Below are 20,142 nucleotides of genomic sequence, written 5' to 3'. Positions count from 1 at the left end.
TTTTGAAAGGTGTGTTCTGGATGTTTCGTAACCAGTTGATATTCAGTTGATTTTGATATTGCGGCGAGTGAGGTTCTCAGGCGTGGCCAACGTCTTCAAGGCATCATTCGTTTATTTGTTGTTGTTTGGTGGAGTAGGGGGCTCGTTTGATTGTTGTCGCCATTCGATGGCTTTCAAACGGTTGTACTCTTCCATGGAAAGTAACACCACACTCTTGTCACCTGGGCGTTGTACCAACAGCGTTTCGTTGCCGTTGACCACTTCATCCATATAGCTGATGGGGTCGGTCGCGTATCTTACGATATCTATTATTTTCATGTAAGGCTGGTTCTATAAATTAGCTTTGTTAGATTTTGAGCTTATTTTTGAGGTCAAAATCCAAGAGAGTGAAGGAGTGTAGCGAGCTACACGACTGAACGAACTTACATTTTGAACTAAAAAGAAGCCAAAAGATAACAAAACGTATTTCATAAACATTTGATGACTATATGCGGTGGTAATTTATAGAACCAGCCGTAAGTAGTTGTATGGATTTGAACGTTCGCAGTGCTTTGTCCCGCAGACGGCATGGGTTGTTAGTGCGCTTCCAGCCAGTTTTTACCCCAACCGCCATCGGCTATCAGTGGAACCCGCAGCGGATATGCGTTTTGCATCTCTTCCATCACGATGCGTTCAACCTGCTCTTTCTCCTCGGGCAGCACGCTGAAATTAAGTTCGTCGTGTACCTGTAGAATCATCTTTGATTGGATGTTTTCTCGTTTGAACCGTTTGTAAATGCGTATCATCGCCACCTTGATGATGTCGGCAGCCGACCCTTGGATGGGTGCGTTGATGGCATTGCGCTCTGCAAAGCCACGAACGGTGGCGTTGCGACTGTTGATATCGGGGAGATAGCGGCGGCGATGGAAGAATGTTTCCACATATCCTTGCTCGCGAGCCGTTGCTTTGGCCTGTTCCATGTAGTCGTAAACCTGCGGAAAGGTGGTGAAATAGCCGTCGATAAGCTGTTTGGCTTCGTTCCGATCGATGCCCAATCGCTCAGCCAAGCCAAACACCGTGATGCCATAGATGATGCCGAAATTGGCACGTTTGGCTTTGGTTCGTTCATCACGCGTCACGTCTTTCATGTCCTTGCCGTAGATTTTGGCTGCGGTGGCGGCATGGATGTCATAGCCGTGTTGAAAGGCCTCGATCATGTGTTTGTCGCCACTGAGATGCGCCATGACACGCAATTCTATCTGACTATAATCGGCAGAGAAGAACAAACAACCGTCTTCGGGGATGAAACACTTGCGTATTTCCTTCCCATCCTCGCCCCGTACGGGGATGTTTTGCAGGTTGGGATCGCTCGAGGAGAGCCGTCCTGTGGCCGTTACCGTTTGGTTGAACGAGGTGTGGATGTGTCCTGTTCGAGGGTTGATGAGCTTGGGTAGGGCATCGACATACGTTCCCAAGAGTTTTTTTAGCCCACGGTAATCCAAGATGAGGGTTACGATTTCGTTGCCAGCCGCATATTTTTGCAGTTCCTCCTCACTGGTAACAAACTGCCCAGTCTTTGTCTTTTTGGGCTTTTCGGCTATTTGTAATTTGCCGAAAAGAATGTCGCCCACCTGTTTGGGAGATGACACATTAAATGACTCGCCTGCCAGTTCGTGAATCTGATGCTCCAAATCCAGCATTCGTTTGGTGAAGTTTTCTGACGTTTCCTTCAACGCTTCTGTATCTATGCGCACGCCGTTCATCTCCATTTCGGCCAGTACGTTCACCAAAGGCATTTCCATTTGGTAGAACAGATCAGCGACTCCGGCTTCCTTGAGTTTAGGTTCGAGCGCGTTTTTAAGTTGTAATGTAATGTCTGCATCTTCGCAAGCGTACAAGTAAACGTCGGTAGGAGAGAGGTCACGCATGTTCTTTTGGTTCTTTCCTCGCTCGCCAATTAGTTTTTCAATATGAATGGTTTGATAGTTGAGGTACACCTCCGCCATGTAATCCATGTTGTGACGAAGTTCGGGTTGCAGCACATAATGGGCAATCATGGTGTCGAACATCGGTCCTTTTAGTTCGATACCGTAATTGCGAAGCACCTCCATGTCGTACTTGATATTTTGCCCTACTTTCACAATCTCCTCGTTTTCATAGAGAGGTTTGAATATTTTAACAAGATTTACGGCATCTTCATGCTTGGCCGGAACAGGCACATAAAATGCCTTTTTCGGCTCAACAGCAAAGCTCAAACCAACCAATTCTGCCTCCATGGGGTTGGTTGAAGTGGTCTCAGTGTCTAGACTGAGAATTTTATTTGTTAAGAAAAAGTCACAAATTCGATGCGCTTCTTCCTGACTATCAATGAGTTTGTATTCGTAATGACCCGTTTTAAGGCTCTCAAAACTCGCGTTTTTTGGCTCAGCCTGCCCAATTGCCGAGGATTCTGCAAAGAGATTGAGCTGTTTGTTTGTTATTTTTGGGCTATTTTGTGATTTATTAAGGATTCTGTTGGCGAACGTTTTGAATTCTAATTCGGTGAAGATTTCGGCCAATTTATTTTCATCTGGTTGTTTCAACTTCAAATCTTCCAGATTTAACTCGATGGGGACATCGGTGCGAATGGTTGCCAAGAATTGTGACATCTTAATATCATCGGTGGCATTTTCAACTTTCTCTCGCAACTTACCCTTAATCTCTGAGGTTCGTTTCAGCAGCTCCTCAATGGATCCGAACTGGTTAATAAGTTTTGAAGCGGTCTTTTCTCCCACGCCTGGACACCCCGGAAAGTTGTCTGCTGAGTCACCCATCAGTGCCAAAAGGTCGATGACTTGTAGTGGGGTAGTGATGTTGTATTTGTCGCATATCTCTTTTTCACCCAGCGTTTCGTAGCCCCCTCCGTGCCGTGGACGGTACATGAAGACGTTCTCTCTCACCAATTGTCCATAGTCTTTATCAGGGGTAAGCATATAAGTATCAATGCCTTTTTTGCCCGATTTCATCGCTAATGTGCCGATAACATCGTCGGCTTCGAAGCCGTCTACTTGCAAACTTGGAATGTGATAGGCCTCCAATATTTGTTTGATGATAGGTACCGCTTTCTTAATGTCTTCGGGTGTGGCTTCACGTTGCGCCTTGTAAGCAGGGAAAGCGTCGTTCCTAAAGGTCAGTCCATGGTCGAATGCCACGCCAATATATGTGGGATTCTCTTTTGTCAGCACCTCGTTGAGGGTGTTGCAAAAGCCCATGATGGCCGATGTATTGAGGCCTTTGGAGTTGATACGCGGGTTGTTGATGAATGCGTAATACGACCTATAAATGAGTGCATAGGCGTCCAAGAGAAACAGTTTGTCCATATTTTTAGTATATTATTCCTGTAAAATTACGAAAAAAATGGAACAAATAGGGATTTATTCTGTATTTTTGTGACAAAAATAGCAAGCATGGACTATTTATCCCTGATACAACAACCTATTGTCGATGAATTGAATGACTTTGATTACCTGTATAATGAATCATTGTCACACGGTGATGGACTGCTCTCGCAAGCACTTTCTCACATTCGTCAACGAAAGGGAAAGCGCATGCGGCCCATGCTTATTTTGTTAATAGCGAAGAACTTTAATGGCGTTACCTCTATCGCCCAACATGCTGCGGTGGGCTTGGAACTGCTGCATACCGCCAGCCTTGTGCACGATGATGTGGTGGACGAGAGTGGCGAACGTCGTGGACAGGCATCGGTGAATGCCACCTACGACAACAAAGTGGCAGTGCTGGTGGGCGATTATATTCTGTCAACAGCTTTGTTGCAGGTTTCTTTTACCCATTCGGAGGCCATTATTCAAAACCTTGCTAACCTCGGTAGAACCTTGTCGAATGGTGAGATTTTGCAGCTGAGCAATATCCAGAATCAGGACATTTCGGAAGAAGTATATTACCAAGTCATTAAGCAAAAGACGGCTGCCTTGTTCGAATCGTGTGCCGTGATTGGCGCACAAGCGGGCAAAGCAACACCCGAAGAGGTAGAGGCTGCTCGTGAATTTGGACAGACGTTGGGTATTATTTTCCAGATTAGGGATGATATTTTCGATTATTTTGAATCGAAAGAGATTGGTAAGCCCACTGGCAATGACATGGCAGAGGGGAAACTTACTCTCCCTGTTATTTATGCCTTGAATTCTACGCACGATGCTGCCATGCTCCGATTGGCACATAAGGTGAAGGACAACACAGTGACACCCGATGAAATCGCACAATTGGTAGCTTTCACCAAGCAGCAAGGGGGCATAGAATATGCAGAGCAACGCATGGGCGAATTGCATCAACAAGCATTGGCTTTTATAGACAAGCATGTGATCGATGCCGATATTAAGAATGCTTTGCAGGCCTATATCGACTATGTGGTGAAGCGTACTAAATAAGGAGTACGAACACCTTTTCAAGCCTTGTTTTTGTTTTGAGCGTGGTAGATTACCCGTAAAAATCATATACTTATCGTCATGAAAACAAGATTTCTCACTTTTATGCTCCTGTTGTGTGCTTCCGTTTGCGCATCGCATGCACAGAAATTGGAAGGTAGTTGGACGGGCAAACTATCGGTTCAAGGTGTACAATTAACGATTGTCTTTCACGTTGAGAAGGACAAAAACAGCGGTTTCATCGGTACGATGGATAGTCCTGACCAAAGTGTAAAAGGCGTTCCTGCCACAGTGAACAGTCTTACAGCCGACTCTGTGGACATTGTTATCTCCTCTATAGGAGCACGGTATCTCGGCAAACAGCAAGGGGACAACATTCAAGGAACGTTTACGCAGTTTGGTAGGACTTTCCCCTTGATGCTCAATTGTGGTGTGGAGGAACTAAAAAGACCGCAAACTCCGCATGCGCCTTATCCATATCAAACCGAGGATGTGACCTTTCAAAACGCCAAGGCGAATGCCGTTTTCTCGGGAACATTGACTTATCCTGTGGGGTATGAGCAGATGAACAAGCAGAAAGTACCTGTGGTACTGATGGTAACAGGTAGCGGTCAGGAAAATAGAAACGAGGAAATATTCGACCATCAGCCTTTCTTAGTCTTGGCAGATTACTTGGCTCGCCATGGCATTGCATCGCTTCGATACGATGACAGAGGGTTTGCAAAGTCTACAGGTGATGCTTCTCAATCGACGATGAAAGACATTGCGGAGGATGCTCGTTGTGGTTTCAACTACCTGAAAGGCCTGAAAAAGTTTGGAAAGATAGGTGTTATGGGACATAGTGAGGGTGGTAGTATTGCCATGATGTTGGCAGCAGAAGGCTTACCCGATTTCATTGTGAGTCTTGCAGGGATGGCTGAACGTGGCGATAGCTTGATGTTAAGGCAAGTATATCAAGCGATGGAGGCGAGAGGTGGTGCTTCTTTCGCCCGCGATTACTGTAAGGTATTGGGGGCTATTTATGCTTATAGAAATGCCAAGAAAGACATTTCTCACCCCGAAGCTGTGTTAGACTCCTTGCTGAAACAAACCAATGTGTCGCTCCCAGCATTGAGCCGGCAAAGTTTGTTACCCGTTATCACCATGCAAATCCCATGGTTTCTCGATTTCATCGCTACCGACATGGCTTGCTATCTTCCAAAAATCAAGTGTCCTGTCATGGCAGTGAATGGTAGTAAAGATGTGCAGGTAGCCGCGCACGACAATCTTTCTGCCTTACGAAAAGGCTTGAAACCCAACAAAAAGAACCTGATAAAAGAATACGAAGGACTGAACCATCTGTTCCAACACTGTACTACGGGACAGACAACGGAGTATCGATTGATAGAAGAAACCTTTGCGCCAGAGGTGATGCAAGATATCGTTGATTGGATCAAGGCACTTTGATCATGCTAAAAAGCTCAAGCGGATATACATTTCTGAGGTGTATATCCGCTTTTTTGCAGGTTAGGGCGTTTCTATAAATTAGCTTTGTCAGTTTGCGAGGCTCTTTTTGGTGGTCAATTTGTTTGTGAGTGAAGGAGTATAGCGAGCTATACGACTGAACGAACAAGCAAATTGAACCCAAAAAAGACCGCAAGATGACAAAACGTAAACCGTCCAACATAAATAAAACTTTACGGTGGTAATTTATAGAACCGCCCGTTATTTTTTCCAGCTGCTTCTATCGCATCATTAGAAGAATTTTACTTCCTTTCCTTCAATTTCGCTGAGCAACATGTTCGCCAAGCGGCTGGTACCAAGACGGAACCACTTATTGGTAAGCCATTTTTCGCCTAACACTTCTTTCACAATGGTATAGTAGATGAGGGCGTCCATCACTGAGTTGATGCCGCCAGCAGGCTTAAAACCAATCTGAATGCCCGTTTCATCGTAGTATTCCTTGATAGCTTGGCACATCACATACGCAGCTTCTGGTGTGGCTGCCACTTTCTCTTTGCCCGTAGAAGTCTTGATATAATCGGCTCCAGCATACATGGAAAGGATAGAGGCTTTCTTGATATTTGATGCTGTTTTTAAGCATCCTGTCTCTAAAATCACCTTCATGGCAGCATCTCCGCAAGTCTCTTTCAACTCTTGTATGTCCTCGCACATCTCTTCGTAATTGCCACTTAGGAATTTGCCTACGGGCATCACGATGTCAATCTCCGTAGCTCCGTCTTTCACTGCCAATGCTGTTTCGGCTACCTTTACCTCGATGAGGGCTTGAGAAGAGGGGAAACTGCCCGATACGCAGGCTATTTCAACGCCTTCAACCTCCAAGGTATCGCGTACCACCTGAGCAAAACAAGGATACACACAGATAGTGGCAACGTGGGGAAGGTCAGCGTATTGCGTGTCAAACTGGTTGACCTTTTCGGTAAATGCCATGATGCTTTCGTCCGAATCAGTGCATTTCAATGAGGTCAGTTCGATGCTTCCAAACAGGAATTTCTTCACCTCAGGGGTGTCATTGGTATGCACTTTCTCTTCGATGAGGTTCTTAACCGCCTCTCGTACTTCATCATCGTTAAGGTTGGTGTTGTACTTTTTTATTGCCTGTTCGTACTTATCGACTGTTTGCTTGGGCGCGTTTTTAGCGTTCAATTGCTCTTTAGATGCTTCTATGTTTTGTTTGATAGCCATTTTTTATTGAAGTTTTGGGTTGTTAATATGTCTTGTTTTATCTCTCTTTGTTTTCTTCTTCATATTTTCTTCGAATGCTTGGGTGAGGTCAACCCCTGTTTGGTTGGCCAAACAAATGAGCACCCACAAAATATCTGCCATTTCATCGGCAAGATTGGGTTTCTCACCTGGCTTGAAACTTTGGTCGCCATAGGTGCGTGAGATGACGCGTGCCAACTCGCCAACCTCTTCGGTGAGGCACGCCATGTTGGTGAGTTCGGAGAAATAGCGTACACCATATTCCTTAATCCAGCGGTCTACTTGTTGCTGTGCTTCTTTGATTTCCATTTTATGAACCTTGTTTTTGGTGGTGTTAGCGTTACTCTTTATTTTTGGTATCCATACAGATGGTTACCGGACCATCGTTCACTAATTTCACCTGCATATCGGCACCAAACTCGCCAGTGGCTACCTCTTTTCCCAATTGGGCAGTCAAACGTTCGCAAAACAACTGGTAGAGTGGGATAGAAATCTCGTGCCCTGCGGCTCGAATGTAGGAGGGTCGGTTGCCCTTTTTGTACGATGCCATGAGGGTAAACTGGCTGACTACCAATATGTTGCCATTGACGTCGAGGATAGATTTGTTCATAACTCCCTGTTCATCGTCGAACACACGAAGGTTGACAACCTTCTTTACAAGCCATTCAATATCGTCTTCGGTATCATCTTCACCAATCCCTAAAAGGATAAGAAAACCTTGCTGAATGGACGACTTCATCGTGCCTTTGATGCTTACCGATGCTTCTGAAACTCTTTGTATGACAATTCTCATATTACAAAGATATTTATTTTTAGGATTCAAACCAAATAATCATCCGATAATTAAACTCATCTTTTATCGTCACGCGCTTTTCTTTTGATTTATAGGTAGTTATGGAGGCGTTTTAATTGCATTGACTTTGAGGGCCAATCTCAATGACTTTGGGCCTTAAACTCATTGACTTTTCCGGCCAATCTCCATGCAATTGAAATGGCATGTTATTCACCTTGTTTTGATGCTGACGAGTATCACTTTAATTGCAGTAGTTTTATTCATAAAAATTCTCCCATTTGTCATCACTTGACAGATGGGAGATGGGTAGCTAAAAGCTCGATGAAATGGCTCTTTTTGGTATTACAGTAGTGCGGCTATGGCTTGTGCAGCCTCGCCCTCAAAGTATTTCAGATCGCAAATGGGCGTGTTACGGAAGTCGGCATAACTCAGCACTTGGATAGCAACAAACTGTTTGTCGTCGGTTACGCATGCCTCGTGACGATAGTTGCTGATGCTCAACTTCGCGGGTGGTGTCATCTTTTTAGCCTGGTTGATCACTTCTCCTTCTGCCATTTTGATAAGTTTCACAAATGCCTGGGCATCTTCCGCACTATAGTAATTGATAACCGCATTCAGTTTACTGTTTGTGGGTGTGTAGGTGGCTTTGCTGCCAATGCCTAAAAATCCCTTTGAAATCTTGATATTTGGATTGTTTGAAATGGTTTCTGCCATCTCTAAATTTTTTATATTTGCCATAATTTTCTTCTTTTTATTGATTGTCTTGTTGTTTTGTTTACGAGCTGCTTGTTACTCGTATATATTGTTGATATACAAGTTGTTGTCGATTCATTGTAGCCGTATTAAACCGCTTAATGGCTAAGTAGGTATGTTTATTACCTCTCCATGGTTGAGCTGTTGGCTACTTGGCTAACGATATGTTTGAAGCAGCTTTTACGATTTTTAGTGAAATCTCATTGTACGCACATGGTTTGATGGATTGCGATGTGCGTACGAATCAAAAAGAAGATGGGTCAACGAATGATTTGCCTCAATGCGATGACGTAATAATCGCATGCGGCAGAGGAAGGAATAGGGGTTGTGACCGTTGTGAGATAGCGGTTGATTCCTTGAAAATGTAGGGAATAAAACCTGTTGTGAAACGTGTTTCGGCCAAGCAGATGTGTTGGCTTAGCTGTAAACGAGGGGATTATACGCTGTGGACGGGTGTTGCACAGACGTACGTTTTGGCTGGTGTCGGTGATGAGTGCTGTTTGTCGTTGGGCCGGTTCTATCGTGTCTTCGTAGATGCGGTCTTTACTCTTTTCATCATCGTCATACCCGGATGCGCTGCCTTTTTCAGCCATGCCAGGCCTCATATCATTGGCATGTGCTGTGCATGTGTTCTGGTTGCTCAGCAAAAGTACCAGAAAAAGCAGCAGGGTTTGTATCCAGGTTTTCATCAGTTTGTGGATGTTTTTTGATGGGTTGTTTGTATAGGACGTGGGTAGTGTGTACTACTATCAGCGGCTATGAGATTGCCCTCAAATTGCCGTTGCGCAGCCTATTGACCGCAAAGATAAGCAATTTTTTATGGATTATTGGGGTGAAAGTGATTGAAAATGATTTTTGCCTTTGCTTCTTTGATGATTTCGGTGAGCGTTTCCAAGTCTGAGTCTTTGATTCGTTTCACGCTCTTTAAGGCTTTTAGGAGTTGCTCTTTGGTTTTGGGACCGATGCCTTTGATGTCGTCTAATTCGCTGTGTAGTGCGTTTTTGCTTCGTTTGTCGCGATGGAAGGTGATGGCGTACCGATGCACTTCATCTTGAATGTGCGTAAGGAGGTGGAAAAGTTCGCTATCTGCTTTTAAACCAACGACTTGTGGTGGGAAACCGAATAGCAGCTCGTTGGTTCTGTGGCGGTCGTTTTTAGCCAGTCCTGCGATGGGTATTTGCAGGTGCAGCTCGTCTTCTAACACCTCTCTTACTACCTCCATCTGTCCTTTTCCGCCATCGGTGATAATCAAGTCGGGTAGGGGTGCCTGCTCTTCCGTCATCCTGCTGTAACGGCGACGCACCACCTCTTGCATGGAAGCGTAATCGTCTGGACCGCTCACGGTCTTGATGTTGTATTTGCGGTAGTCTTTCTTTGAGGGTTTCATGCCCTTGAATACGATGCAACCTGCAACGGCATCGGTGCCGGAGATGTTGGAGTTGTCGAAACATTCGATATGATAGGGCAGCTTGGGGAGCTTGAGTTTGGTTTGCAATTCCTTCATCAAACGGGTCTGTTTTTGTTCCGGATTGAGCTTTTCCGATCGTTTGAGTCGATCAAATTTATACTGTTTTCCGTTCATTTCAGACAGGTCCAGCAGGTGTTTTTTGTCCCCGCGTTGGGGAATGAAGAAGGTAGCATTGTTCAAACTCCAATTGATTTCGAAGGGTACGATGATCTCTTTGGCCTTGCTTTTAAACCTGCTTCTGATTTCTTGGATGGCAGTAATGAGCAGTTCTTCATCGGTTTCATCAAGTTTTCGCTTATATTCAAAGGTGAAACTCTGGTTGATGGTGCCGTTTTTAACGTGGATGTAGTTGATGAAAGCGTTCTTTTTCTGGTCATCATCCGTGAGGGTAAACACGTCTAAGTCTTGTATGGTGTTGCTCACTACCTCACTCTTGGCCACGAAATTGTTCAGCATTTCGTACTTTTGCTTAAGCTCTTCTGCCTCTTCAAACTTCAGTTCTTCTGCCTTTTTTAGCATTTGTTGGTAGAGTATTTTGCTCACTTCTCGGGTGTTTCCCTTTAATATTTCACAGGCTTGAGCAATGTTTTCATGATAGTTTTCATGTGTCTGTTTGCCTACGCAGGGCGCTTTACAGTTGTGAATGTGATACTCCAAACAAGGTTTATACTTGCCTTGACTGATACCTTCTGGTGTGATAGGGAAGCGGCAGGTGCGTGGTTTGTAGAGTTTTTTGATGAGTTCAAGAAGAGAATACATGATTGTGATTTGGCTATAGGGGCCGTAATAGGTGCCAAATCTCCTGTCAATGCGCCTGGTTTTGAAGATTCTGGGTAGATATTCCTTCGTTACACAGATACTTGGGTATGTTTTTCCGTCTTTTAGCAGTACGTTGTAGCGTGGATTGTACTTCTTGATAAGGCTGTTTTCGAGTAGTAGTGCGTCCTCTTCCGTATTTACTACGGTGTATGTGATGTCCCAAACTTTGCTGACAAGTACTTTGGTTTTGTAGCGATCTACTTCCTTTCGGAAATACGAAGAGACACGATTTTTCAAGTTCTTGGCCTTACCTACATAGATAATTTGGTGGTCTTTATCATAGAATTGGTAGCTACCCGGCTTCCCAGGCATATTCAATGCTATACTCTTTAGGTGGTCAATTCTCTTTAAGTTTTCCTCTTTGTTCATCGCTATAAGTCCCTGTATCACAGGAAATGATGGTCTAATTGTTTCATGTGAAACATCTACATGTCCTTCAGTACGGAGCGCTGCGGCGCAAATATCGTGAAAGGGTAGTGGAGTTTACTTTCCACTACCGCTTACATTTGTTACTGTTGATTAAAATTGCAACAGTGATTCAATCTCGATGTCTTTGTCAAATTGTTCTCTACAATGTGGAAACTCGCTCTTGAGTTCAATGATAAAGTTCGCATAAATCTTTTTGGGATGGAACTTCTTCACCAGATCACAGGCCGCTTTCATCGTCCCTCCAGTTGCGAGTAGGTCGTCATGTAATAGAACGATGTCATTCTCGTTGATAGCATCCTTGTGGATTTCGATGGTGTCGATGCCGTATTCTTTTGCGTAACTTTCTTGCACTGTTTCGCAAGGAAGCTTGCCTGGTTTGCGGCATAAGACGATTCCAGCACCCAATTTGATAGCGATAGCGGATGACATCACAAAGCCACGACTCTCGATTCCTACAATCTTTGTAATGCCTTTGTTTTTGTATAATTCATACATTTCATCGCTGATAGTTCGTAAACATTCGGGATTTTTGAATAGAGTAGTAACATCTCTGAAGTTAACTCCTTTGATTGGCCAATCTTGTATGCTGCGCAAATTGTCCAAAAGTAATTTGTTGTTCATTATTAATGCGTTATGTTGTTATTAAATATCTTATTGTTTCATGTGAAACATATCTGTCGTGTGCATCATTTCGATGTTCCTTACCTCCCTAATAGGACCAGAAGAACATTGATGTCGCTTGGTGAAATGCCGGGTATTCTGCTGGCTTGTGCGAGTGTTTCGGGGTCGATTCGCTCTAACTTTTGGCGAGCTTCCGTAGATAATTCATGTAATTCGCTATATTGAAAGCGTCCTTTTATCTTGATATCCCTTAGGCGGTGCATCTTTTCGGCCATGAGTTTTTCACGCTCAATGTAACCTTTGTATTTGATTTTTATCTCTGTTGCTTCTGCAATCTCTTCCTTTCTGTTGCGAGGTTTGTTGAGCATTTCTTTCAAAGTTGTGATGTGTTCGGCAAGTTGTGTCAACGATACTTGAGGTCGTCCCACGAGGTCAGATATCTTGGAGGTGCCGTGAAGGGGAGAGGTTCCTATGCTTTCAAGGAAATTGTTGATTTCTTTCGGTTTAATCGGTGTTTGATTACAGAAGTCAAGAAGAGCTTTAATGCTTTCCTTTTTCTCCATCCACCAATCGTAACGCTCGCGATTTGCCAGTCCTAATTGGTACGCTTTCTCCGTCAATCGTGCGTCAGCATCGTCTTGTCTCAATAGAATTCTGTATTCAGCGCGTGATGTAAACATGCGATAGGGTTCATCAACTCCTTTGGTAGTCAAGTCATCTATGAGTACACCGATGTAGCTTTCATCGCGGTGCATGATGAAAGGTTCGCTGTTGGTGCAATGCAATGCAGCGTTCACTCCTGCCACCAAACCTTGTCCAGCCGCTTCTTCATATCCGGTAGTGCCGTTCACTTGCCCAGCCAAGAACAACCCTTTCAAAACCTTCGATTCCAACGTTCGTTTCAATTGGGTAGGGTCAAAGTAATCATACTCTATGGCATAGCCGGCTCGATAGATTTTTGCATCGCGAAAAGCAGGTATCTTGTGGATTGCTTCCAGCTGGATATGCAGCGGCATACTCGATGAAAAGCCGTTTAAATACATTTCGTTAGTACATTCTCCTTCAGGCTCTAAAAACAGAGGATGCTGATCTTTGTCGGGAAAGGTGACAAGTTTTGTCTCCACCGAAGGGCAATAACGCGGCCCTGTACTTTGTATTTGTCCGTTGAAAAGGGGAGAATCTGACAATCCTTGCCTCAATACTTCGTGACATTCTTGATTGGTATAGCATGTCCAACAAGGTAGTTGTTTCAGCTTTCTTGGTTCGCCCATGTAGCTGAATTGATGAAAATCGTTCTCGCCATCTTGCCGTTCCATGTCCTCAAAATGCACCGTTCGCGCGTCAATTCTGACAGGAGTTCCCGTCTTCATGCGATCCACACGGATGCCGTGTCTCGAAATACTCTCACTCAAATGATACACCGCAGGCTCGGCACAACGTCCGCCTGGCAGTTGATGTCGCCCGATATGCATCAGACCATTCAAGAAAGTTCCTGCTGTGATGACCACGCTTTTCGCTCTAAACTCAACTCCCCAAACGGTATTTACGCCAACGGCTTCTCCGTTTTCTACGATTAATTCCCGAGCTTCATCTTGCCAAATGTCAAGGTTGGGCGTGTTGTCCAGCACCTTTCTCCATTCCCAGATGTATTTTCCTCGGTCGCATTGGGCACGAGGACTCCACACTGCAGGTCCCTTACCCTTGTTGAGCATTCGAAATTGGATGGCCGTTGCGTCGGTAATGAGGCCCATCTGTCCCCCCAAGGCGTCAATCTCGCGAACGATTTGTCCTTTCGCTATGCCGCCAATGGCTGGGTTACAACTCATTTGTCCCACCTTGTTCATGTCCATAGTGATGAGACATGTGCTGGCTCCTATGTTGGCAGATGCCGTTGCTGCCTCGCAACCAGCGTGTCCACCACCTATTATTATAACGTCGTATTTGAATTTCATATTAATCAATTACCTTTCTTCTCCATGGGCATTACTTATTTCTGCGAGCCTGAGAAAGCCATTTTGTTGCCCAAATCTGTTATCCTTTCGAATCGTTGTGTCATTGCGCAGGCATTATTGTAAATGTCTGATAAACAAAGAACACAATACATCGCAAAAGTACGCAATAAATTTTAATTATGACTTGATTACGAATTAAAAACCCTCTTTACTCCGATTTATTCAGTATATTTTATCTATCTTTGCGTCATATTGTCGTGGAGTATCCCGGTAGAACAATGGTAGGATAGGATTCCTACCGCCCCTTATCTTTTTAAATTATGAATTATCTTAAACTTGGAACTATTTTATTCGTAGGACTTTTGTCCTCCAATGTGAGCATGTCACAGGTGTCTGATTTCGATTTGTCATCACAACGCAAGGAAAGTTCAGACGTACCAAAGTTGACGGGGCATCAAGTTGATCACAAAGGATTGATAATCAATCCCGTACCAAACTATCTCAATCTTTCCATTAGTGGAACTCTTGACGTCACGACTGGGGTCAAATTATCTACTAAACTCGGTCGGCAGAAACGCGACATCCAAGAAGATTTGTCCTTTCTCTCCTTGCAATCCGCAGGCGTTCCCTTGAACATTGCCTTGGAAAAGACAGTTAAAAGCCACTGGGTGAAGCCTGTCAGCGGAGCTTATTCGTTGCGTATTCACCAGCAAGGTATTGACATTGTCGGCTATGATGATGCCGGAGTATACTATGGCATCCAGACTTTGCGCCAGATATTGGAAAGTCCCATTGTCCAAAACGGCAAGACCCTGCCTTACTTGGAGGTCAATGATTATCCCGTTTTCCCATATCGTGGCATCATTGAAGGATTCTATGGAACCCCCTGGTCACACAAGGTGCGCCTGTCGTTGATTGATTTTTATGGCAAATACAAGTTGAACACATACGTTTACGGACCCAAAGACGACCCTTACCACAGTTCACCCAACTGGCGAAAACCTTATCCGGCGGACGAAGCTAAGAACATTCATGAGTTGGTAGAGGCCTGTGATAAAAACAGGGTAGAGTTTGTTTGGGCCATTCATCCTGGCAAAGACATCAAGTGGAATGAAGAAGATTACAACAACCTGAAGCACAAATTCGACCTGATGTACCAGCTGGGAGTCCGCTCGTTTGCCATCTTCTTTGATGATATCTCGGGTGATGGAACCAATCCAGCCAAGCAAGTAGAGCTGCTGAACCGCCTGACAAAAGAGTTTGTCAAGGTCAAAGGAGATGTTTCGCCACTCATCATTTGCCCCACAGACTATAGCCGAGCCTGGGCCAACCCTACGCCCGAAGGCAGCTTGTCGGTGTATGGCCGCACCTTAGACCCATCGGTGAGGGTGTTCTGGACAGGTGATGTCGTATGCAGTGACGTCACACGAACGACCTTAGCGTGGGTCAATTCACGCATCAAGCGGCCGGCTCTTTTTTGGTGGAACTATCCCGTGACCGACTATGTGCGCCACATCGTGTTGCAAGGACCCGTCTATGGACTTGAAAACACCGTCACCGCAGGCGAGATGACCGGTCTGCTGAGCAACCCCATGGAGCACGGTGAGGCCTCTAAACTTGCCTTGTACAGCGTTGCTGACTACGCTTGGAACCCTACAGCCTATAACGCATTGGACAGTTGGGAGCGCGGATTGGCGGTGATGGCACCGCAGGCAAAGGACGCATATCGCACCTTTGCCATCCATTCTGCCGACACGGAAACGGGTTATCGGCGTGACGAATCGTGGGAAACAACAACCTTCAGCTTCGACCATTACACCCCAAAACAATATGATGACCTCATGCGTGAGTTTGAGAAGATAGAGAAGGTGCCGGCACAGTTGGAACAAGGATTGGCCAATCGAGGGCTGTTCAGCGAGTTGCGTCCATGGCTCACCGAGTTCGGCAAGCTGGGAACGCGCGGTAAAAATGCGCTGAAACTCATGGAGAAGTTCAAGCATGAAGCTCCGGAGGCATTCTGGAACAGCTATGTGCAGAACCTCATGAGCGCGGAAGATAAGAAGGCTTATGACGCCCATCGGTCGGGAACCATGAAGCTACAGCCGTTTTATGAAAAGGCCATGGAGGACATGAGCGAGGCCTTCTATGAGCAACTCGCAGGGAAAAAGTCAGCCGTACAGCGTCCTATCGGATCTTATCCCAGCGTGTATACCACGCAGAGCAAGAACATGTTGGATGCCGATTCCCTCTCATTCTATCATTCGGGCATCGCACAAAAGACGGGTGATTGGATTGGACTGGACCTGGGAAAGGTGATGCCGATTTGGGAAGTTGACCTCAAGCAAGGCCGCAATGCGACAGATGACGTAGATTATTTCGACCATGCCATCCTCGAATACTCAGCTGATGGACAGTCCTGGGCCCCGCTTGTCGCCGACCTTCAGAAGCAGTATGATATTCATTGGACGGGGCAGGGCGTGCAGGGACGCTATGTGCGCCTGCGCAAACTACCTTCAGAGAAGACCCATTGGTTGGCCGTTCGCACCTTCAAGGTCAATCCTATCACGTTGTCACGCCTGGATGTTGACGTACATACAGACCAAGGCGAGCAGGCTATCCGTGCTTTTGATGAACAACCTTTGACCTCTTTCCATCTCGCTGGCACCCTTTCGTTCGACATTCCAAAGCATACGCAGCGTTATATTTTGCTGATGAAGCTGCCCGAAAATCAGACGATCAGGGTGAAACAACATGACAAGAAGGGACGTGTGGTGGCAGAAACTACCGTTACCTCATCCTTCTATCAGTGTGATGTCGCGAAAAAAGCTATCCGCCTATCCATCGAAGGTGACGTAGAAATTTTTGAAATCATCCGCAAGTAAGAGAATAAAAATAAGGTGTGCCAGTTTGATGACACACCTTATTTTTATGCCGACACAGCGGCACATCGTCTTTTGTTTGACCTTGATTAACGGGCAGGTTCTTCTTTTTTAGCCTGCGCTGCTCGTGGTGATTTCTTCTTTTTGTTCACCTTAAACTTGTCAAATCCCAGTCCGTACACACCGATAACCGCACTCTGAGAGACAAAAGCCTCTGGGTCAATCTCGTCAATCGTTCTGAAAATCATGGACGACTCGGTTTGTTTGGCCAGCACGAAAAGCATTTTCATGTCGCGTCCCGAGTAAAATCCGTTGCCTGTGAGCGTGGTACATCCTCGTTGAACCGTCGTATTGATGGCCTTGCCTATCTCTTCGTATTTTTCTGAGATGATGAAGAATTGAACCGACCGTCGGTTCATGTTCACTACTTTGTCCACGCAAGCCGAAGAAACAATGAGCACCACATAGCCATACAACACCTGCTCCCAGTCGTGTAGCACCAGGTAGCTGGACGTGATGATGGTGATGTCGCAGAGCAAAATCACCTTTCCCAGCGAGATGTCATGATATTTGTTAATCATGGCCGCAATGACATCCGTTCCTCCCGTGCTGCCGTTGCTCGACAATCCCATTCCGATGCTCGACCCCATGAGCACAGCTCCCAGAATGGCCGCCATGAAAGGTTGGTCGTTGATGATTGCCTCATCGTGTGTCACTTGTCTGATGAGCCACACAAACATGGCGAACGTCAGGGCGGCATAGATGGTCTTGACGCAAAATCGCCACCCCAGAATCTTGAGCGCAAAGGCCAATAGGGTGGCGTTGATGACCAAATAGGTGACCTCTACGGGAATCTCAAAGCCCCAATAAATGATAGACGAGATACCTGTGATGCCGCCCATGCCGATGTGGTTGGGCAACAAGAAGACGGTTAAGCCTAAGCTGCCCATGAGCATGGCCAGTGTGATGATGGCGTAATCTTTCAGTTCTGATTTCTTTTTTCTTGGCATGGTAAGTTTGTTTTTTTAGCGTCTTGTTATTCCTTGTTGCACCTTGAATGGTGCAAAATGATGTCGTCGGCAAAGTTACGAAAAAGTAGTTTATCTGTATCGCATTGCGTTTAAAATATGCTGATGATGTGTGGTCTGTAATTCCAATGTAGCTGTTTTGGGGATGCGCTTGAGCCTTTTCCCGAAAACTGTCTGATAGTGTTTTGTGCAAAAATGTTCAGTTTCTTAACTAAAAAACAGCCCTAAAATGGCACTTCAAAACTTTCAATATAGAAAAAATCAATAGGCAAGGAAGAAGCAAACAAGCTATCATGAAGCAAGAAAAATGAGGTTTTAGGGCAAAAGCAATGCGTTTAAGGTGTTAGATGCATGATATTGCCGCCCAATAAACATGGTATTGCGCGGCAAAAGCATGCAAATATCTGCCTAAAAGCTATGCTTTTGTGCTTAAAATAGCGCACCATTTGAAGAATATTTGTGGTTTGATTTTGTAAGATATTGTATATCAGTCGAATACAAATGTTGCTCATTTTGGGCGTATTTGGGACGAAAGTGAAGGCTGTTCGTAAATACACAAATTATAAGAGAGTGTGTTGTCAAGAAAATTCACGCATTGGGGCGTGATTGATTGCGCTCCGCCTCTTTGTCATCACGTTCCGCATTCTTGTTTATTAGGTTTCGCATCGTTGCCATGATGTTCCCCTGCATCGGCATTATATTCCCCCGTATTCCCATGAGGTTCTTCCACATTGCCATCGTCTTTCATCGCATCACGCCCCATCTTTGTGCGAATGAAACCGCAGGTTTACCTTAAAAGTGTTAAAAAACAGGATGAATAGCCTTGCATATAGAAAAAACTCACTATATTTACATTCATTTTGAAATAACTAAAAATTGTTTTGTCGATATGGAAGATAACACGCAGCAGCAGGGATTGCAATTGGAGTTGAATCCCGAGGTGGCTCAGGGTAAGTATGTAAATCTGGCCTTGATCTCACACTCCAGTTCAGAGTTTGTACTTGATTTTACCAGTATTTTGCCCGGAATACCCAAACCTCAGGTGGTAAGTCGTGTGGTGATGGCACCCGAACATGCCAAACGACTTCTCATGGCCTTGCAGGAGAACATCTATAAATACGAGCAGCAGTTCGGCAAGATTCAACTGCCAGAGATGGCTGGCCGCACCATTGCTCCTTTCGAAGGCACAAAGGGGGAAGCGTAGATTGTGCTCCCTTTGGCGATAGATAGTTCTTTCTCTGTCGATAGGTGGCTCTTTCTTCAGCGAATGTGTTAAAGACTGTGGGTCGTTCGTGAAACTTTTTTCACGTTTTCTTGCTGTTTTCGTTAAGTCGTATCTGCGTAAAATCGGTTCCTCATCTTTGTCTTTCTCGGCCCCTTGATGAGTTTTCTCGTATTTTTAACGAAAAGCTTTGAGTTATCATTAAATTGTAGTATTTTTGCAACGGCTAGCGGTATCTGATACCTAAAAATGAGGATGTTTGATGATGAACACTTGTAAAGAACACCAGCCAAGGAACAACTATTTAAACGCACACATCAATATACTAACATTTAAATACTTTAATTATCAATCATTTATGTGGTTAATCAATTCATCTATTGGTAGAAAAGTGGTCATGTCGGTTACCGGCATTGCGCTTATTCTGTTCCTGACATTTCACATGTCAATGAATGTTGTCGCCCTCTTTTCAGGAGAAGCGTACAACATGATTTGTGAACTTTTGGGTGCCAACTGGTATGCGGTGGTGGCTACGATAGCACTTGCAGCTTTGGTTGTTTGTCATATCGTCTACGCATTCATCCTGACGGCACAAAACCTGCGGGCTCGCGGCAACGAACGTTATGCCGTTACGCAAAGAAGCTCTAAGGTAGAGTGGGCATCTCAAAACATGTTGGTGTTAGGCATCATCATTCTTTTGGGCTTACTTCTTCACTTGTACAATTTCTGGTACAACATGATGTTTGCCGAGATCTTTCACATTGCCGACCCGTTAGGCAATCCTGCTGACGGATTTGGTTACATTCGTGAAACATTCGCACAACCTCTGTACGTGGTGCTGTATGTCATTTGGCTGGTTGCCATCTGGTTCCACCTCACGCATGGCTTCTGGAGTGCGATGCAAACACTTGGAATCAGCAACAAAATCTGGTTCAATCGATGGAAGACCATCGGCGAGGTGTACGCCACGTTGCTGATGCTGGGCTTCCTTGTTGTTGTTCTCGCATTTGCCTTTGGCTGCGCGCCAAGTTTGTGCTGTGCGTAATTGTTTAATCTGATTACATGTAAGGAAGAA

At 45.1% G+C, this 20,142-nt stretch carries 17 protein-coding genes; 5 read left to right on the top strand and 12 right to left on the bottom strand.

The window, feature by feature from the left end:
• Positions 1 to 111: 111 nt before the first annotated feature.
• Together HMPREF0650_RS10670 and polA are read right to left on the bottom strand one after the other, a co-directional pair.
• Complete coding sequence (locus HMPREF0650_RS10670; RefSeq protein ID WP_004350688.1) at positions 112 to 318, bottom strand: type II toxin-antitoxin system Phd/YefM family antitoxin; 207 nt, start codon at positions 316 to 318, stop codon at positions 112 to 114.
• A gap of 257 nt (positions 319 to 575) precedes the next feature.
• A complete protein-coding gene (polA, locus tag HMPREF0650_RS10665) occupies positions 576 to 3,338 on the bottom strand; it encodes a DNA polymerase I (protein ID WP_004350687.1) in 2,763 nt (920 codons plus the stop codon).
• A gap of 87 nt (positions 3,339 to 3,425) precedes the next feature.
• Between polA and HMPREF0650_RS10660 the strand changes: the two genes are divergently transcribed.
• Positions 3,426 to 4,403, top strand: a complete 978-nt coding sequence (locus HMPREF0650_RS10660) for a polyprenyl synthetase family protein (protein WP_004350685.1) — start codon at positions 3,426 to 3,428, stop codon at positions 4,401 to 4,403.
• 78 nt (positions 4,404 to 4,481) lie between these two features.
• Positions 4,482 to 5,846: an alpha/beta hydrolase gene (locus HMPREF0650_RS10655; RefSeq protein WP_004350684.1), complete on the top strand. Its 1,365-nt coding sequence runs from the start codon at positions 4,482 to 4,484 to the stop codon at positions 5,844 to 5,846.
• A gap of 288 nt (positions 5,847 to 6,134) precedes the next feature.
• Here the strand turns inward: HMPREF0650_RS10655 and deoC are convergent, their stop codons facing one another.
• From deoC to mnmG, 8 genes are all read right to left on the bottom strand, one after another.
• Positions 6,135 to 7,085 (bottom strand): deoxyribose-phosphate aldolase, encoded by a 951-nt coding sequence (gene deoC / locus HMPREF0650_RS10650; protein WP_004350683.1) that lies wholly within the window; start codon positions 7,083 to 7,085, stop codon positions 6,135 to 6,137.
• Between the two features lie 3 nt (positions 7,086 to 7,088).
• A complete protein-coding gene (locus HMPREF0650_RS10645) occupies positions 7,089 to 7,412 on the bottom strand; it encodes a nucleotide pyrophosphohydrolase (RefSeq protein WP_004350682.1) in 324 nt (107 codons plus the stop codon).
• A gap of 31 nt (positions 7,413 to 7,443) precedes the next feature.
• Complete coding sequence (dtd, locus tag HMPREF0650_RS10640) at positions 7,444 to 7,896, bottom strand: D-aminoacyl-tRNA deacylase (protein WP_040563203.1); 453 nt, start codon at positions 7,894 to 7,896, stop codon at positions 7,444 to 7,446.
• Between the two features lie 342 nt (positions 7,897 to 8,238).
• On the bottom strand, positions 8,239 to 8,634 hold the full coding sequence (locus HMPREF0650_RS10635) for a hypothetical protein (RefSeq protein ID WP_004350678.1): 396 nt from the start codon (positions 8,632 to 8,634) through the stop codon (positions 8,239 to 8,241).
• Between the two features lie 275 nt (positions 8,635 to 8,909).
• Positions 8,910 to 9,338: a DUF8440 family protein gene (locus HMPREF0650_RS10630; protein ID WP_040563201.1), complete on the bottom strand. Its 429-nt coding sequence runs from the start codon at positions 9,336 to 9,338 to the stop codon at positions 8,910 to 8,912.
• Between the two features lie 128 nt (positions 9,339 to 9,466).
• Positions 9,467 to 11,305 (bottom strand): excinuclease ABC subunit UvrC, encoded by a 1,839-nt coding sequence (gene uvrC / locus HMPREF0650_RS10625; protein WP_004350677.1) that lies wholly within the window; start codon positions 11,303 to 11,305, stop codon positions 9,467 to 9,469.
• A 150-nt stretch (positions 11,306 to 11,455) separates the two neighbouring features.
• Positions 11,456 to 11,986 carry an adenine phosphoribosyltransferase gene (locus tag HMPREF0650_RS10620; RefSeq protein ID WP_004350676.1) on the bottom strand — a complete coding sequence of 177 codons (531 nt, stop codon included), beginning with the start codon at positions 11,984 to 11,986 and terminating at the stop codon, positions 11,456 to 11,458.
• Positions 11,987 to 12,066: 80 nt separating this feature from the next.
• Positions 12,067 to 13,938: a tRNA uridine-5-carboxymethylaminomethyl(34) synthesis enzyme MnmG gene (gene mnmG, locus HMPREF0650_RS10615; protein WP_040563200.1), complete on the bottom strand. Its 1,872-nt coding sequence runs from the start codon at positions 13,936 to 13,938 to the stop codon at positions 12,067 to 12,069.
• A gap of 320 nt (positions 13,939 to 14,258) precedes the next feature.
• Between mnmG and HMPREF0650_RS10610 the strand changes: the two genes are divergently transcribed.
• Positions 14,259 to 16,820, top strand: a complete 2,562-nt coding sequence (locus tag HMPREF0650_RS10610) for a glycoside hydrolase family 84 protein (protein WP_004350671.1) — start codon at positions 14,259 to 14,261, stop codon at positions 16,818 to 16,820.
• Positions 16,821 to 16,906: 86 nt separating this feature from the next.
• Here HMPREF0650_RS10610 and HMPREF0650_RS10605 read toward each other — a convergent pair whose 3' ends face one another.
• Together HMPREF0650_RS10605 and HMPREF0650_RS13170 are read right to left on the bottom strand one after the other, a co-directional pair.
• On the bottom strand, positions 16,907 to 17,827 hold the full coding sequence (locus HMPREF0650_RS10605; protein ID WP_004350670.1) for a YitT family protein: 921 nt from the start codon (positions 17,825 to 17,827) through the stop codon (positions 16,907 to 16,909).
• Positions 17,828 to 18,433: 606 nt separating this feature from the next.
• A complete protein-coding gene (locus HMPREF0650_RS13170; protein ID WP_162013135.1) occupies positions 18,434 to 18,577 on the bottom strand; it encodes a hypothetical protein in 144 nt (47 codons plus the stop codon).
• 157 nt (positions 18,578 to 18,734) lie between these two features.
• Between HMPREF0650_RS13170 and HMPREF0650_RS10600 the strand changes: the two genes are divergently transcribed.
• Complete coding sequence (locus tag HMPREF0650_RS10600; RefSeq protein WP_004350668.1) at positions 18,735 to 19,049, top strand: DUF3467 domain-containing protein; 315 nt, start codon at positions 18,735 to 18,737, stop codon at positions 19,047 to 19,049.
• A gap of 376 nt (positions 19,050 to 19,425) precedes the next feature.
• Positions 19,426 to 20,112: a fumarate reductase gene (locus HMPREF0650_RS10595; protein ID WP_040563199.1), complete on the top strand. Its 687-nt coding sequence runs from the start codon at positions 19,426 to 19,428 to the stop codon at positions 20,110 to 20,112.
• Positions 20,113 to 20,142: the final 30 nt, after the last annotated feature.

The organism is Hoylesella buccalis ATCC 35310, assembly GCF_000177075.1.
Classification (GTDB): Bacteria; Bacteroidota; Bacteroidia; order Bacteroidales; family Bacteroidaceae; genus Prevotella; species Prevotella buccalis.
Note: the sequence above shows the minus strand (reverse complement) of the source record. Positions and strands in the feature narration are given on the sequence as shown.